Source organism: uncultured Pseudoteredinibacter sp. (genome assembly GCF_947502065.1).
In the GTDB taxonomy this organism is placed as follows: domain Bacteria; phylum Pseudomonadota; class Gammaproteobacteria; order Pseudomonadales; family Cellvibrionaceae; genus Pseudoteredinibacter.
Map to the genome: position 1 here is coordinate 1 of NZ_CANMYE010000001.1, position 15,614 is coordinate 15,614.

General features: G+C 43.5%; 18 protein-coding genes. 16 read left to right on the top strand and 2 right to left on the bottom strand.

Annotation, left to right across the window (positions count from 1 at the left end; genetic code table 11):
* The first annotated feature begins 153 nt into the window (after window positions 1–153).
* The 14 genes from Q1A41_RS00005 to Q1A41_RS00070 all read left to right on the top strand — a co-directional run bounded on the left by Q1A41_RS00005 (window position 154) and on the right by Q1A41_RS00070 (window position 11,174).
* The gene (locus Q1A41_RS00005; RefSeq protein ID WP_299972903.1) at window positions 154–486 is read left to right on the top strand and encodes a DUF6176 family protein; all 333 of its coding nucleotides are present in this window, start codon (window positions 154–156) and stop codon (window positions 484–486) included.
* A gap of 93 nt (window positions 487–579) precedes the next feature.
* Entirely contained in the window at window positions 580–1,230 is a 651-nt protein-coding gene (locus Q1A41_RS00010) for a DUF2625 family protein (RefSeq protein WP_299972906.1), read from the top strand.
* Between the two features lie 79 nt (window positions 1,231–1,309).
* The gene (locus Q1A41_RS00015) at window positions 1,310–2,131 is read left to right on the top strand and encodes a hypothetical protein (RefSeq protein ID WP_299972909.1); all 822 of its coding nucleotides are present in this window, start codon (window positions 1,310–1,312) and stop codon (window positions 2,129–2,131) included.
* A gap of 590 nt (window positions 2,132–2,721) precedes the next feature.
* Window positions 2,722–3,420 carry a ClpXP protease specificity-enhancing factor SspB gene (locus tag Q1A41_RS00020; protein WP_299972912.1) on the top strand — a complete coding sequence of 233 codons (699 nt, stop codon included), beginning with the start codon at window positions 2,722–2,724 and terminating at the stop codon, window positions 3,418–3,420.
* Between the two features lie 135 nt (window positions 3,421–3,555).
* The gene (locus Q1A41_RS00025) at window positions 3,556–3,915 is read left to right on the top strand and encodes a hypothetical protein (RefSeq protein WP_299972914.1); all 360 of its coding nucleotides are present in this window, start codon (window positions 3,556–3,558) and stop codon (window positions 3,913–3,915) included.
* Window positions 3,916–4,028: 113 nt separating this feature from the next.
* Complete coding sequence (locus tag Q1A41_RS00030; RefSeq protein WP_299972917.1) at window positions 4,029–4,526, top strand: GNAT family N-acetyltransferase; 498 nt, start codon at window positions 4,029–4,031, stop codon at window positions 4,524–4,526.
* 441 nt (window positions 4,527–4,967) lie between these two features.
* Window positions 4,968–5,837: a TIGR02285 family protein gene (locus tag Q1A41_RS00035; RefSeq protein WP_299972920.1), complete on the top strand. Its 870-nt coding sequence runs from the start codon at window positions 4,968–4,970 to the stop codon at window positions 5,835–5,837.
* A 208-nt stretch (window positions 5,838–6,045) separates the two neighbouring features.
* Window positions 6,046–6,687 carry a helix-turn-helix transcriptional regulator gene (locus Q1A41_RS00040; protein WP_299972923.1) on the top strand — a complete coding sequence of 214 codons (642 nt, stop codon included), beginning with the start codon at window positions 6,046–6,048 and terminating at the stop codon, window positions 6,685–6,687.
* Between the two features lie 51 nt (window positions 6,688–6,738).
* Entirely contained in the window at window positions 6,739–7,095 is a 357-nt protein-coding gene (locus Q1A41_RS00045) for a DUF2007 domain-containing protein (RefSeq protein ID WP_299972927.1), read from the top strand.
* A 155-nt stretch (window positions 7,096–7,250) separates the two neighbouring features.
* On the top strand, window positions 7,251–7,790 hold the full coding sequence (locus Q1A41_RS00050; RefSeq protein WP_299972930.1) for a hypothetical protein: 540 nt from the start codon (window positions 7,251–7,253) through the stop codon (window positions 7,788–7,790).
* Between the two features lie 198 nt (window positions 7,791–7,988).
* Window positions 7,989–8,705: a hypothetical protein gene (locus Q1A41_RS00055; protein WP_299972933.1), complete on the top strand. Its 717-nt coding sequence runs from the start codon at window positions 7,989–7,991 to the stop codon at window positions 8,703–8,705.
* Between the two features lie 94 nt (window positions 8,706–8,799).
* Window positions 8,800–9,228 (top strand): DUF3995 domain-containing protein, encoded by a 429-nt coding sequence (locus Q1A41_RS00060; RefSeq protein WP_299972936.1) that lies wholly within the window; start codon window positions 8,800–8,802, stop codon window positions 9,226–9,228.
* Between the two features lie 150 nt (window positions 9,229–9,378).
* The gene (locus Q1A41_RS00065; protein WP_299972939.1) at window positions 9,379–10,500 is read left to right on the top strand and encodes a tetratricopeptide repeat protein; all 1,122 of its coding nucleotides are present in this window, start codon (window positions 9,379–9,381) and stop codon (window positions 10,498–10,500) included.
* Between the two features lie 74 nt (window positions 10,501–10,574).
* Window positions 10,575–11,174 carry an NUDIX hydrolase N-terminal domain-containing protein gene (locus tag Q1A41_RS00070; protein WP_299972942.1) on the top strand — a complete coding sequence of 200 codons (600 nt, stop codon included), beginning with the start codon at window positions 10,575–10,577 and terminating at the stop codon, window positions 11,172–11,174.
* A gap of 88 nt (window positions 11,175–11,262) precedes the next feature.
* On the opposite strand, the gene Q1A41_RS00075 is transcribed toward Q1A41_RS00070, so the two are convergent.
* Window positions 11,263–12,138 carry a crotonase/enoyl-CoA hydratase family protein gene (locus Q1A41_RS00075; protein ID WP_299972945.1) on the bottom strand — a complete coding sequence of 292 codons (876 nt, stop codon included), beginning with the start codon at window positions 12,136–12,138 and terminating at the stop codon, window positions 11,263–11,265.
* 115 nt (window positions 12,139–12,253) lie between these two features.
* The gene (locus tag Q1A41_RS00080; RefSeq protein WP_299972948.1) at window positions 12,254–13,438 is read right to left on the bottom strand and encodes a CoA transferase; all 1,185 of its coding nucleotides are present in this window, start codon (window positions 13,436–13,438) and stop codon (window positions 12,254–12,256) included.
* 270 nt (window positions 13,439–13,708) lie between these two features.
* Between Q1A41_RS00080 and Q1A41_RS00085 the strand changes: the two genes are divergently transcribed.
* A complete protein-coding gene (locus Q1A41_RS00085) occupies window positions 13,709–14,296 on the top strand; it encodes a TetR/AcrR family transcriptional regulator (RefSeq protein ID WP_299972951.1) in 588 nt (195 codons plus the stop codon).
* Between the two features lie 332 nt (window positions 14,297–14,628).
* Complete coding sequence (locus tag Q1A41_RS00090; protein WP_299972953.1) at window positions 14,629–14,937, top strand: UrcA family protein; 309 nt, start codon at window positions 14,629–14,631, stop codon at window positions 14,935–14,937.
* Window positions 14,938–15,614: the final 677 nt, after the last annotated feature.

Consider the following 15,614-nt stretch of genomic DNA (forward strand, 5'->3'; position numbering starts at 1 on the left):
AAGTCTTCTCCAAGTTGGTTCGCGCCTCAAGCTTACCGCTTTGGTGGTAAGCTGGAGAAGGCTCAATAAGTATCAAGCGCAAGCAACTGGACTCGCAACAAGTTGCTCACCGTTGTTGCAGGCGTTAAGTTTTCTGCCACCAATGGAGTAAAAATGGAAATTGCTTCGGGATTGATAAAATTGAAACAAGGTTCTGATTCGAAAGTTGAAGAGTGGCGAGAAACCATGACTTCCAGAATCGACGAGGCGCTTGCCACCTTAGAGCATGAAGGCGTGGAAATAGAGTCCTGGTTCCGTATAAACATAGAGGGCCAAGATTACCTTCTTTGGTACATGCGCGCTGAGTCTATCAAAAAGGCATTTGAAGTCTCACAGACTTTCAAGCATCCATTAGATAAGTATCACTACGAGCTAATGGAGAGTATTACGGCGCCTGACGGTGTAACTATTGCTCAGCCATTTTACGATCCCAAGTTATGCAAGTGAAACTTAACAAGGCGTGGCAGCAAGGGCGCTTCGCACCGGGACAGCTTCCTCTTCGTTCCAGCTGCCCCACACAAAGCGTTACGTGTACATGACATGAAAACACTGGAAGAGTTAATTGATAAGGAAGATTCGTTCATAAATATTATGAATGAATGGATTTCTAAAGCTAAGAATCATGTAGAAGTACTTCCGCCCTTCGGGAACCGTGATCAAGTACTATTGGACGTTCAAGTAACAACACGCTCGATACTTGGGGCTCTAATTTATTATACAGGCGGAGTGCTGATTGATCACGGATGGATCAGAGTGCTGGGTTCAGGAAGCAAGAACTTTGCTAGGAATGTTCATGGCTGGAACCAACCTATTAGGCAAGGCATCTATCTAGTAGCTGATGATGCAGCTGGTGGTTTCTACGCAATTAATGGCGGCGCTTTTTCGGGGGAAATGAGTTCTGTTTACTATTGGGCACCAGACTCAATGGAGTGGGAGCCGCTTGATTTATTGTTTTCGGATTTTTTTGGTTGGCTTCTTTCAGGAGATTTAGGCAGTTTCTATGAAGGGCTTAGGTGGGATGACTGGGAAAGTGATATACAAAACATCACAACTAATCAGTGCTTTTCATTTTGTCCGCCACTATGGACTAAGCAAGGTGGCTGCAATTCTAGCCATAGAGGTGTTGTACCAATTAAAGAGGCACTGGAAATGAAATATGACTTTCTGTATCAAATGCAAGAAAACACGTAACAAGCGCATATTGTCGGACTGGTTTTCCGCTGCGTTCCAAACTAGCGGCAAATGTGGGCGTAATGTTTAAGGCATTTAAATGAAGTATCTGATATTCATCGTGACAGTAATGTTAAGTCAATCTACTCTAGGGAATGAAAGCATGAGTGTGGAGCAACTCTTTGAAACAGAATTGAAAGAGAAAAATGTTTCATATGAGAAAGAGGAGAGGTTTCTTTATAGAGTAGAAACTTCAGATGGAAAAAGAGACATTTCAATTTTTAACCTTCACCAGAATTACTTGCGTGATAGAGACCCAGAAGCGATTAAGCGCTTTGTGAAAAATATATTGCAACCTATCACGGGAGATTTAAGCTGGAGTCAGCTCAAAGAAGGTATATATCCATCCCTTGAGCCCTCTGATTATAGATTCGTAGATGAAGTTATCCACAAGAGGCTTGCTGATACTTCTATCGTAGTTATGGCCTACTTTAATTCCGAATTGAATCAGATTCGCTTTATCAGCGATAAAGATCTTAAAAATATTGGCATTGGTGTTCAAGCGGCCTGGGCGCAGGCATATAGAAATATAGATTCAATTATGGATGTAACTGACGTTAGTTTTAAAGATATCGATGGTCAGTTGTTGGGTATGGTTGAGGCGAATGAGCCATACAAAGCCTCTCTTATCCTATCAAATAGATTGAAAGTAAAAATTGAAAAAGAGATTGGTTGGCCAGTTTATGCTGTAGCTCCCGCAAGAGACTTTGTTTATTTGTTTTCAAAAGAAGGTGGCCTTGTCAGTAAAGTTGGTGCGGTAGTCGTTAGAGAGTTTAAGAACTCGGGGTATCCGATTTCAACGGATGTTTGGGAGCTGTCAGACTCAAAACAAACAGCGATTGGTGCTTATCCAACAGAATAGGCATAGCAGGGTCAGGCAGCGGACCTCCGACCGCTGCTGCGGGCGTTGAGCTTGTAGGAAATAACTGGGAAGAAAACTATGACTATTTGTGGGATTACCTGATTCCATCGCAAGGGCCTGCTTTTACGGTACAAGGGGAGGTTATTCGGATTGCTGGTCGAGTCGCTGACGAGCTTTTGAGAAACTACGGTGGAAATTGGGATCGAGCATATCGTCAGATGCTACATGCTTATCTTAAGCACGTAGCATCCCATAATTCACTCAGAGAAGACGAGGTCTCTGCTTTGAGGATATTGATTGCCAATTTTGACACCTTAATGAACGAAACGAGTCAGCTTCAAAAGTATGCCGTCAAGTGGGTCTCTCAAAACTTAAGCCCAATTGAGCTAAACAAGCCTAGTTACAATCGATAATTCACTGGTGATGATAGCAAGTGCTATTTGTAAGCTTGATTGATAAGCATGGAATCATGCTGGCTCCTAGTCAGTATTGCCATCGTTATCTGATTTTAATGCGGCATTCTATTTGTATGTGTGCCATTAAGTTGCAGCGCGAAATACTGATATGTACGCGTAAGGAGGCTAGTGCGAATGGGAACAAAGATAGCGATTTGTGTTTCTTATGTTTTCCTGGCTGTGTTTTTTTTCACGGTACCCATGTTTTTTGAGGTTGATCCGATTGTGAGCTCCGTACTGTTTGTCGTACAGTTTCTTGCTCAAATATATCTGCTATATGTTTGGTATGTGATCGATTTGAGACAGCTTAATATGCAGGGGAAACTTTCATATAGGCTTTTTTTGCTTATTTTCCCTCTTGTTGCGTACCCTATTCACTTTTTTAGGACAAGAAAGATCCCCAGAGCATTGGTCTCAACAGCAGTGTTTTTCTCTGTTACTCTGCTCATCCCAATAATTGTTATAAGCCATCCATTTATATCGAGCTTTGTAAGTGCAAGGGAGAATATATCTGCGATTTTGAATTACCAATCAAATGATAAATTTGTTGTTAGCTTTATAGAGCAATACAAGAGGATACAGAATAGTAATTATACGGTATACATTGATGTGAGTACGGCTGAAAACCCTACTATATATCCTCAGGAATATATCAAAGATGACCAGATAACCTTGAATTTAAGTCCTAAATCGATAGACGATTTTAAGTGGCATGACGGAGCGCTTTCATTTAAGGCAAGCTTTGGTGGCCAAGAAAACCAACTTTACATACCGTTTTCTAGCGTTAAGGCTATTTATTCCGCAGAAGATGGTATCGGTATATCTTTCAGGTAGGCTTGTATGGCTTGGCGAGCCTTCTGTGTAGTTCTGGGTGTCGTGTTTTTGTCGTGGTCTTAAAGCGATAGCAGATGTATAAAACGAATGCTTTCAGGTTTTGTTAGGCTTCCATCAAAGGAACGGTACATTAATGTGAATATTCTAAGAATAATCTTAATCGCAATGGTAGTTATAATGAGCGCGGCAGCTGGGCTTGCCAAAATTATGCAGGCACCACAAGAGCTGGAGTTTCTACTAGGGTTTGGTTTAAGCGTTTTTCAGATTGTCATTTTCGGAGCGGTTCAGTTAGCTGGGGCGTTATTGCTTGTTTGGCCTAGAGTGAGAGTTCTTGGAGCGACTGTTTCTATCGCTGGATTTGCGCTTTCTAGTTTCTTTATTTTTAAAAGCGGAAATGTGCAATTTGGCTTGTTTTCTATGTTGCCAATTATGTTGGCTTTTATAGTCTTATGGCAGGCAAAGGCTAATTTTTCCAAATTGAAGATCAATAATTAGGTCGATCTGTCGGCAGAAGATTAATGCGGGTATAATTTTTGATGTTGCGGTTGCTACTTTGATATACCATTGGAATATCTGATTTGATATTGGCTGGCTGCTAAGGGATAAAGTTGAAGATTAGACATTTAGAAGAGGCTGATTTTAAAGACCTTCATACAATCTATAGTTTTCAATCCGTATGCGAAAACACATCTCAAAAACCTTTTTTAAGTTCCGAATCCGTATCAGCACTGTTTTCAGGGCCTGGGCAGTACACGCTAGTAGCTGAGTCAGAGGGTAAGGTTGTCGGTCACGTCACAATCTTCTTGAATACAAAAGTTCGCGATAAGCATAGTGCATCTTTAGCCATCGCAGTTCATCCTGATTACCATGGAAAGGGTATCGCCAAGGTCTTGATGAGCGAAGCCATTAATCAAGCAGACAATTGGTTGAACCTGATTAGGCTTGATCTTGAAGTTCATGCCGATAATTTATCAGCTATATCGCTTTATAAAAAAGTAGGGTTCGAAACTGAAGGTACAAAGCGCCTCAGTACTTTTAAAAATGGCCAATACATAGATATGTTGATCATGTCTCGAATTGATCCTAGTTTTAAAATGAACTCTTAAAGAACGCATGACTGCAACTGGAAGTCTTGCTGAGCCATCGCTTTTCATGGGGCTTAACTCGGAGGCTAGTGCCTTCTGTCTTTGCTCGTCTGACTAAGCTATGGGATTGAGAGGTTAGCTAGAATCTGAAATTACTCTCGATAATAGCTCACATGTCTCTCTCGAATTAAATTAATAATTTATTGGTTAGTCACCCTAACTTAAGTAATAAATTCCATTGTCCAGTCAGGGGCTTTTACTATTATTTAAATTATAGATCTCGCTACACCTCTTGAAATCTTCAATACACTTCACTTAAATCAATGCCCAGGCGTGGGATAGATTGTTTGCTACACTTTAATTGTGACTGTCTTTATTGATTGTATTTTCACAGTAGCCTGCATTGAATGTCCTCATGGATTTTCGGTTCTTATGTAGGATAGGTCCACACTTTGATACCAAATGAACGCCATGCAATCAATTAGAATTCTCTGTACGGTAGTGCTCACTGTAATCAGTTTAGCCGCCAACGCAAAAGATACGGTTATATGGGCAGTTACTGACTGGCCGCCGTATTTTATTATCGAAGGTGATCTCAAAGGGCAGGGGGCGGGTGATCGATTCACCGATTACTTTATTAGCCGGTTGCCTGAATTTGAGCATAAGAAAAACCATATGTCTTTTTCCAGGGTCGATAAAGAGGCGAAGCTTGGAAGAACCACTTGCATGACCAATCGCTTTTATACTGAAGAGCGAGCTAAACACTCAGTTTTTACTAAGCCATACGCCATTAGTTTATCCCTAAAAATAGTCTTACTGAAAGATACTTTTTTGCGTTTAAGGGAACCAGAACAGTTGTCGATTCAGTCTATCAATGAAAATTACATGCTAAATGGTGTGCTTGAGCTTGGCCGATCATATGGTGCAACATTGGATCCATTGCTTGAACAATATCTAGCCGATCCAAATCTGACTAAAAGACGCGCCAACACGGGGCAATTGTTGGATATGCTTCAATTGAAACGTATGGATTATTTTATTGAATACCCTCTAAACTTCAATTACATGATCCAGACAAAAAATCTAGATCCAGATAAGTTTGTTAATGTCGAAATCAGTGAATCTCCTCCATACGTATTAATTTGGATGAGCTGTAGCAAAACCGATTTAGGTAGGGCGGTTGTAGAGCGGCTTAATAAAGTGATCGATGCCGAAATAGCTACCCCTGATTATTGGCAGCGAATCGCTTATTGGCTTTCTGATAAAGACGCGATGATGCTAGAACGCCACTACCGAGAAAACTTGTTACCTGCAACATTACCAACGCCGTAATACGCATTTACGTGCTAGCTGAATACCAATGGTCGACTATAAATATCTATTTTCACATTGGAGCTACGCCTTTTTGATCAAATTTTGTTCGTTTCTTGCACTTTTGCAGCCTGTCGCCTGCCTGTCGTGGCCTTGTCGTGCTATTGTCGTAACAGACAAGGGTAAATCAGCAGGATATTTTCACCTTTGGTAGTAAAAGGTGAATTATATGGACGTTATGGTTAATAAAGAGTTGATTAAAACGCTAAGAAAGCAGAAAAACTGGTCGCAAGATGAATTGGCGACGGCTGCTGGCTTAAGCTATAGAACCATTCAACGTATAGAAAGTGCGGGCAATTGCTCTTTAGAATCAAAAAAAGCCCTCGCTTCAGCACTAGAGGTTGATTTAGACGAGCTCAAATATAAACCTCCGCAGTCAGCCACTAGAAAGAGATTCAGAAGGGCGGGCGGCATTGCATATAGGGCTGCCGCTTATTTGTTCATTCCTCTAGCTCTCGCTACTCTAGTGCTGTTGTTTAGGAACTTTCAGAATACGGCGGTTTACGAGGTAGTTATCGCCAACCCGAACGATATCAGCACACATCGCCATAAGGTAAAAATCAGCCAATCCAAAGCGACAGTAGTTCAGCTGCGTAATGGCTATACCTTAGAGGTAGAGCTCCTATATGGTTTTACTCCCAGATTAAAAACCCAGCTGTTCCATACGAATGAAGCCGGCCGGCAGCTTTTGCATAGCAGTAATCGCAGTGCGACGGTATTCCACCCCGTTAAATACGTTATACGGCCAGGCAACAATGTATGTTTTCAGTCGCCTATTCGAGACGTTGATAGCGGTTGTGCTAAGGTTTAGCTTCTTGCGATTAAAAGCTTGCTGTAATAGTAATAAGGGTGAGGTTCAACAATGAAGTTACTCAAGGAATTTGAATATGAGAGTGACGCCGAGACTCTAATTGCCAGGTTACGCAGAGCTGGGGTATTGGCTGTGGCACTCAATAGGGGCGCTAGTAATTTATCTGGCGCTACGGCTAGCGCGGTTAAAGTTGCTGTTTGGGTGGTGATTGATGAACAATTTGATGATGCCTATGAGTTACTGCGTAATAAGTGCCACCCAGTAAAAAATCCGCTAACAGAAGAACAAATGGTACAGCTAGCAAATGAAGCAGCCATTACTCATAGTAGCTTGCCTAGGTATTTGATGGCGGCTGCGGTCTTCTCAGTTGCCTTAATCGTTGCAGCTTATCTCCTTCTAGTTCTTTAGTGCGGATATTTAAAACGTTTTTGATCAATTGTTAAAACCTAGGGTGTTGTGTTCAGCCATAGTGATTCTGATGTTCCTGATATAGAATGTTCAATCTCCATGCATTTTGTATTGTGTAGGTATCCTAAAGGTGTTGGTAAAGGAGTAAACACGATTTGAATAAATTTGTCTTCTTGGCTTTAGCTTTTCTTTCTCCACTGTTACACGGAGAGGAACTAATTATTGGTGATGACTCTTATGTCATAAGCAAGAGTGTCAGCTCGGAATTTACCGAGCTTACAATTGAGTTTATAAACCAGTATAAGGGTAGTTTGGACGGCAAGTATCCGGATAGAGACTTTGTCGTTTTATTAATAGATGTTAATCAAAACTCGAAGATCGACAAGGATCTTGATGCTTATTATGCAACATCCGAAAATGGCTTGTGCAGTGGCTACTTGATAGACAAGAAATTTTATACCACATGTGGCGCTTACAAATCCGACTTTGATATTTCACGCAAGCTATTAGCAACAAAACTACAGACGAGACCCCACCCAGTTTTTAAGTTCACAATTCCGAATAAAGAACTATTTGGGGAGCGAGAAAACGCTGCACTAGTCTTTAAAATTCATTCTTCGGTCTCAGGGTACACCTACTACCCAGATGACGCTGAGGATGAAAGCCTGAATACGACCGTGCTGATAGAAAGATAAAGCCCGATCAGAGCGTAGGTGCTAAACTCTTATTCTCTATGCTCCAAACCCTTTACATCTATTGACATGCAAAAGTTCCTAAGTTTCGATGTCTGGTAAATGCTCGCAGCTTCGTCTATTTAGCTAGATGGGTAACTTTGTTACCACTCTAGCTACATGGTCATTGGCTATTTATAGGTTCTAGAGCACATATCAGAGATGGACGATAAAGTTGTATTTAACGGGGTAAGTTACGATAAGCATAATTTACCTGATGATATTCGCCTTGCCATTGAGCGGCATAAAGCCGTTGATTGGCGGCATGTCAGGTTGCGCCAGGTCTTTACTACTTGGGCCCGCCTTTCGACAATGCAGCGAGTTGCCAGTGTCATATTTTTGATGGCTTTAGCTGTTACACTCTTTTTAGCTTTTTATTCTTATTTCTCCAATGTATCAAGCACGATTAGTGTTTGGAGGGCGGTGGCCGTTGTGTATGTTGGGCTTTTGCTTGCTTTGCTGGGGGCCGGTTCCTTGCTGTTGCCTAGAGCGGGCAGGCTTTGGCTGCCCCTTAGAAAAAAACCAATTCGAAGTCTATTGGCGTTGCTTACGGCTAGTGCTGGGACAAGCCTAGTATTAGCCTTTGCGGTATTTTCCGGTCTGCCGGCTGTCTTGCATCATTTGACTAGCAAGGCGGGCAGTATAGAGCTTACTGTCGATAGAAAAACTGAAGCTTATAGTCATTACCGCTGCAGCCCTGCTGTGTTTATGAAGGAGTTTACTTGGCCATTGAGTAAACCCGTATGCCCTAGAATGGACGTTTATAAGAAGCTCGAGCAAGGTGATGTGGTAACCGTCCATGGGAAAGTCTCTAGCTTTGGTGTGCAAGCCGAGGCTATTTCAATTAGGAGTAAGTCTATAGAGAGCTCCTCGGAATAAGCCCTGGCTTTTGTAATAATGTGCCACAAATCATCGTCTTATTAGCAATGCTCGATCACGACACTGTTTTCTTACTTTATCTATAGGTTAAATTATGAGTGTTCTGTCTGTTGTAGTGGCCATTTTGGTGGCCGTAATCATGTTGCTTGTTTCTTTGTTCCACTTTTATTGGGCCTTTGGCGGTGAATACGGTTTGCAGTCGGCGGGGCCAGTTATGGAAGAGGGGGCCGATTTTAAACCGCCGGCGGCAGTTATTTTTGTAGTGGCCTGTTTATTGGCGGGGCTAGCAGTATTGTCATTGCAGCTGGTTTGGCCATGGCAGCCCATTAAGGAATACATTGCCTATGTGGGTTACTTTACATCTTTAGTTTTTATTGTCCGTAGTATTGGTGATTTCAAATACGTTGGCTTTTTTAAGAAAGTCTACAATAGCAATTTTGCCAATTTGGATACCAAATATTTCTCGCCCTTAATTCTTGCTTTAGGTTTGGGCTACGGGGTGCTGTCAGTTTTTGCTGGCTAGTGATAGCTGTTCATTCTTAAAGGCCTGGAATCGATCTTGAGTATAGATTTATTCTGGGCCTTTAGAAAATCTCTTTCGTAATACCCACTAATTTCCCATGGTTCATTTATCTGGCGCGCCTATACTCTAGCTTCGTCTAAATGGGGGGATATGATGAAAATCGATAAATTTAGGGTATTGTTTCTTTCGGCGTTGTTTACGCTATTTTGTTCGCAATTAATTATTGCAGAGCCCGAGTCCAAAGCCTCTTCGCTATGCTCAAGCACTTTTGATAGTGATTGCTTAAAAGAGGGTGACGCACACTTCGAAGCCGGGCGTTATTCACAGGCACTCAGTCTTTATACTGAGCTTTGTAACAAAAACAATGCCGAGGCCTGCCACAATATGGGCTGGATCAATGAAAATGGTCTTGTTGAAACGGCCAGCGGTGAAGTGGCGATTGCTTCCTACCGTAAGGGCTGCCAATTGAACTATCGCAAATCTTGCCATCATTTGGCTATCGCCTATGAATTTTGGCCAATGCTGGATGAACCCGCTGAGAAAGTTGTCGAGCTCTATAGCAAGGGCTGTGATCTGGGCTATGCGAATTCATGTTTTAATTTGGCGATCAATTACGCCGAAGGTGATGGTGTAGAGCAAAGCTTTGATGAGTACTTGCGTTTAAATGAGCGCGCCTGTGTTCTTAAGGAAGCGCGGGGCTGTGAGGTACTGGGTGATCATTATGACGATACCGGTCAGATGAAATTGTCCTTAAAATTTCATCTTATGGGTTGTGAGTTAGGCAAGGCCTACAATTGTCAGCAAGCGGGGTGGAAGTATGGTTATGATCTAGGAGAGGAGCGCGATTATGCTTTGTACCATAAGTACAATGTTATGGGTTGCGATATGGGCAATCGAGCGGCCTGTCACAATGCGGGGCGGATGTTAATTGGCTATAGTGATATCAAGGCGCCAAGCTTTGCTAGTGATAAGGAAAAGGGTTTGGCGTATATAATGAAAGCTTGTCATAAGCTGGAATTCGCTGTCGCTTGTGCCGATGCTGGTGATGCTTATGAAAATGGTGATGGCACCAAAGTAGATTTGAAGCTGTCTCATGATCTGCAAAAGCGTGGCTGCGATGATCTTGAGGAGCCAAGCTCTTATGCCTGCTATGGCTTGGCTTACATCTATTATTATGGCAATGATAGCTTTAAACGAGATAAGAAAAAATCTAAGCGCTACTTCAAAAAAGCTTGTGATCTAGGTGACGAAGAGGCATGCAAATATGCCTAGTTAGTCATCAAGCTCATCCGACAGGCCTGCGGGCATGTTATATTGTCAGCTTCAATTCAATGGAGTGAATCATTGTGACTAATCTTAGCAAGCTACTAGATGAGCTTAGATCTATCGCTCAACTCGGTCTTAATTACTCAAAAGATGAAGACGACCTTGAGCGATATCGCCGCTTGCTGGATTTATCGGCACAGCAATACGAGGCTAATTGTGGTCTTTCTTCAGACGTCATCAAAGAACGATTCCAACGAGAGCTAGGTTATATTACACCTAAAATCGGTGTTTCGGCCTCTGTATTTGATACTGAAGGCAAGCAGCTTCTGGTAAAACGTACCGACGATCATACTTGGTGTTTGCCTTGTGGTTGGGCCGAGGTTGGTGAATCTCCGCAGGAGTCATTGCGCCGAGAGGTACTGGAAGAAACGGGCCTGATTGTCGAAGTTAAGGATCAGATTCGACTAGGTCATCGAATGCCTGGGGATTTTGGCCTTCCCCATACCACTTATCACTTGCAGTTTTATTGTGTGCTTGTAGGTGGAGAGCTTCGCGGTTCACACGAAACCACAGATGTTGGCTTTTACGATATTGCCGATATCGATAACTGGCATTCGGACCACGAACTTGAAGCGAAGACGGCACGTCAGTATTGGGCGGCTGAGCTGACTAGCAAATAAGAGCTAAGAGCCTAAATCGAACCGGTAATAAGGCTGCCTCAACTCTTAGAATTGAGGCTGCTGCTGAAAAACTTTACGAGTTTTTAAATCAATCAAAATCCTCAAGTGGCATATGCTTGCTAACACCTTCGGCAATATTACCACCGCCATCGCGTTCAGCGACCACTTGCTTAAAGCCAACTTCTTGGGCACGTTCACGGAACCATAAGCCTTCTGGAGAGTGGCGGGCGACGCCATCGAAGAAGGTGGCAAACATTTGGGTTTGCTTTAAGCCCATGCTTTCGTAAGCTTGGTTGACCGTCATTTTGCACATCATCAGCTGATTACGTGGCACGCCCTTGATACGATTGGCCAGCTTCATCACTTCATCATCAAGCTGCTCTTGTGGTACTGATTTTAAAATTAGTCCCATTTCTTCGGCTTCTTTGCCGCTTACCAAATCACCGGTGAACAACATGCGTTTAGCTTTTTCGACGCCTAGGCGATACACCCACATCATGGTAGTGGGTACACCCCAAACACGTGCTGGCGGGTAACCAATACGAGCATCGTCGGCCATAATGATCATATCGCAGCACAGTGCGATATCGCTGCCACCAGCTGCGGCGGCGCCATGAATTTTACAGATGGTGGGTTTGCGGGCGCGCCACAGGGACATAAAGTCTTCGGTGTTGCGCGACATCATGGCGTAATCCTCGGTTGGATCCCAAGGCATTTCCTGGCTGCCGTGAATCTCGCCGGAATTTTCTTGGGCATATTGAACCAAGTCATAGCCACCGCAAAATCCTTTGCCTGCACCTTGCAGAATGATGACGTGAACTTCTGGATCGTGCTCGGCTTTTTCTACGGCTTTGCGAAGATCGGATGGCAAGCGATCGTTAATCGCATTTAAACGCTCTGGGCGGTTTAAGGTTAAAGTCGCTATGCGATCTTTGACTTCGTATTTTACGGTGGATTCACTCATGGTGTTGTCTCTCTCGTGCTTCTAATATCGTGTAAATTTTGCTGCTTTCGTTTTAAATGAAGTTGCTGTTGTCTTTTCGAAACTGCTCTTAGTGTCGTGATGCTTGCCGATTAAGCTAACGGCAAATGCCTTGCTCGATTAGGGAGTCAATTTCGTTGCTGCTTAAACCTGCCGCAGCTAATACTTCGCGGCTGTGTTGGCCAAGCTCGGGTGCTTCTTGATAAGGCGCTGTGTCTTGGCTGGAAAAATTCGCCGCCATGGCAACGCGGGTATATTTACCGGCGATGCTGTGCTCGGCATAATCAATCATTTCGCAGGCTTGAACCTGTTTGTTTTCAGGTAATTGCTCCATGGTGTTGATGGGGGCGGCTGGCACATCGGCCTTCCACAGTCGCTGCAAGATATCGTCGCTGTTTTGATTCATAAAGATGGGTTTTAAACTTTCGACCAACTCATCCCAATGTGCAAAGCGGTTTTGCATGCTGTCAAAGCGGGGGTCTTCTAATAGCTCTTGTACGCCGAACTCTTCCACTAAACCATTGAATTCTTTGTCGGCTAGGATGACCAAAACGATTTCACCATCTTGGGTTTTCCAGGGGATGTATACGCGCTTGAAATCAGGGTAGCTTAACTCGCGCCCGGCAGCGGCGATGGGCCAGAAGGCATCGCAAGCCAAAAAGCCAATGGCGGCCTCAAGCATGGAAGCCTCTACTAATTGTCCTTCCCCGGTGCGTGCGGCCTGCACCAATGCGGCCGTTACAGCTTGGCTGGCAGTAAGCCCGGTGGTTTTATCACATATAGTTTGCCCCAATAGCTGGCTGGGCTCCTGCAAGGACACCATGCCAGAGAGGGCTTGAATAATTGGATCGTAAGCTCTTTGCTCGGCCATGGGGCCTTGTTCGCCAAAGCCCGTAATGGCGGCATACACCAGCTTGGGGTTGTGTTGCTTTAAGGATTCGAAATCTAAGCCATGTTTAGCCATTACCCCTGGGCGGCTATTGCAGATAAACACATCGGCATCACGGCATAGGCGCTTGATTAGCTGTTGGGATGCTTCTTTTGAGAGATCCAGTGCTAAAGACTTCTTATTGCGGGCTAAGCTCAAAAAAGTCGCCGATAAACCAGGCGCGAGTATTGGGCCAAGGTGGCGTACCAAATCGCCGGCAAGAGGTTCTATCTTAATTACTTCGGCACCTTGGTCTGCCATGATTTGGGTGCAAAGTGGTCCGGCGATTACCGTGGTGCAATCGATAACCTTTACGCCGCTTAGAGGGCCGTTACTGCTGCTTGTGCTAGTCATATCCACTCCATTCTTTTGCTTGTGCTTATTATTGTTGGCAGTGCATCAGTGACTTGTTTTAAGTACCTAGGTGGTTCAATAACAAGAAGGTTGCAGCCGGCCGTTGGAGAAAACTATATACGATACAGTTTGTACTGTAAATAGACCTGTCCGATGAGGTACAATGCCCAGCCATGAAGCAGGCCTTTGCAGTCACCCTGGTATCGCAGGTGATTGCTGAAGGCTTAGACAGGTAGTCACTGGGTAGTAGTCACTGGATAGGTAGTAGGCATGTCATCAGAAAAACTAGCGCGTGGGCGCCCGCGCAGTGAGGAAGTCAGGCGATCGGTGCTGGATGCTTTTGTGGCAGCAGCCTCCGATGAGGGCTATGAGCGCGTATCCATTGATGCAGTGGCCAAATCGGCCGGTGTAAGCCGTAGTACCATTTATCGCTGGTATAAAGACAAGCGCGAGCTATTGCTTGATGCCAGTGTCGATATTATTCAGAACAATCAGTTCGACCCCGCCGATGACGCCTTTGATTTGGTGTTAGAGCGCTTTTTGAGCGAAACCTTTGCTACCGCTAATCATATCGGCCAGCTATTTACCGCGATGATGGCCGAAGCTCAGGCCGATGAGCTATTTGCCCAGCTGGTATGGCAGCGCTATGCACAGCCGCGCCGTCAGTTGTTGTCGACCATTTTACAGCGTCATCCTAAGGCCACTGCCTTAACGCCCGATCGCGAAGCGTTTATCTTGGATGTGCTATTCGGTGTTATCTGGTATCGAATGATGAGCCATCATGCGCCATTGGATGAGGCGTTTGCTGAGCAAATACAGCAAACCGTCGATCAATTGATGCGAAGTACCACGACTTAAAGAAACTTTACTGTTTTGCCTTTTTGTTTGTCTAAATTATTTGGTCTTTTTCGACATAACTAATTTTTCTTATGCTATCAGGCACTTAGCGTTATCGCGGTGCTGTTTTTTTATTTTCAAAATAGCTCTTCCCTAAAGTGTCCGCGGACACTTTTAATTAGTTCTTTTCACTTTGCCGCTCCTAGAGCTCTTTCTGTCGAACTGGATATGCCAAAGTTCATTTGTCTGCGTCTAAGTTTGTAATTAAGAAATTAATTAAACAGTTTTCACAAACATCGTTAAATAAACGTTTTTAAAAAGTAGCTTTAAATAAACCTTAAAAGGAAGACATTATGAAAAACCATAGCAAAAAAATCGCTCTTGTAACTGCAACCGTTAGCGCTTTGTTCTTGGCAAGTGGAGCCCACGCCATTGTTGGTAAGTCAACGCAACAGGAGGTGGTAATCTTCAGTGACCTAAATGTAGCAGAAATGAAAGATCAACTGGCTCTGGAAAAGCGAGTCCGAAATGCAGCGGAAAAAGTCTGTGGAGTTGAGCAGGCTGAAAAGTCACGTTCATTTAGTATAATTGCTGATAGCAAGCGCTGTTATCAAGAATCAATCGAGGCCGCCATGAAAACCGTTGAGTTGGCTGCGCGATAGTGATTGTTCTAGAAAAACTGCTTGGGCTGATCATGTTGTGCCGGCCCAGGCGGATTATCTAATATGACATTTTTGTCATGTTCTTGATAGCTAGGTCTGCTTGTAGATCAATGGCTATGTCTACTGAAAGCAGATAGCTTCTACGGAAGCTCTCTTCTTTCCATTTCTCTACCTATTTCTCTTCCCATTTTCCTCGTCTCTGTTTCTCCCGCCCCTTTTTCGTATCTGCTTATGTTGTATTTTTGATTTTTGGGCTCTTCAGTATTGGAAAATATTTTTACCAAAAGTTATTTTGTATACATTATTCAGCGTTGCTGTTTTTACGACTAGCGTTAACTGGATTTTAAAAATAGCTTAGCGGTAGCTTTTGTCTTGGATTAGGCTGGGCTAACAACTTCTAGTGAGTGTTTTTCTAGACAGCTTTGGAAGCATCAGGCAACTTTTAATAAGTAATATTTTGGTGTTTTTCGAATGTCAGGAGGCTTTTGCTAATGGCATCAACCGCTTAATTAACTTTGCGTTAGTTTGAGGCTTACTTGGGTTAAAACTTTTCACCGCTTAAGTAACTCTTTTTATCGATCAGCGTATCCTTTTTTGTTTTATTACCGTCTAAAGTTAGGACACAAGAAAACAATATAAGATTTATTTAGCAGTACCCTAGCAAAAACATAAAGCCC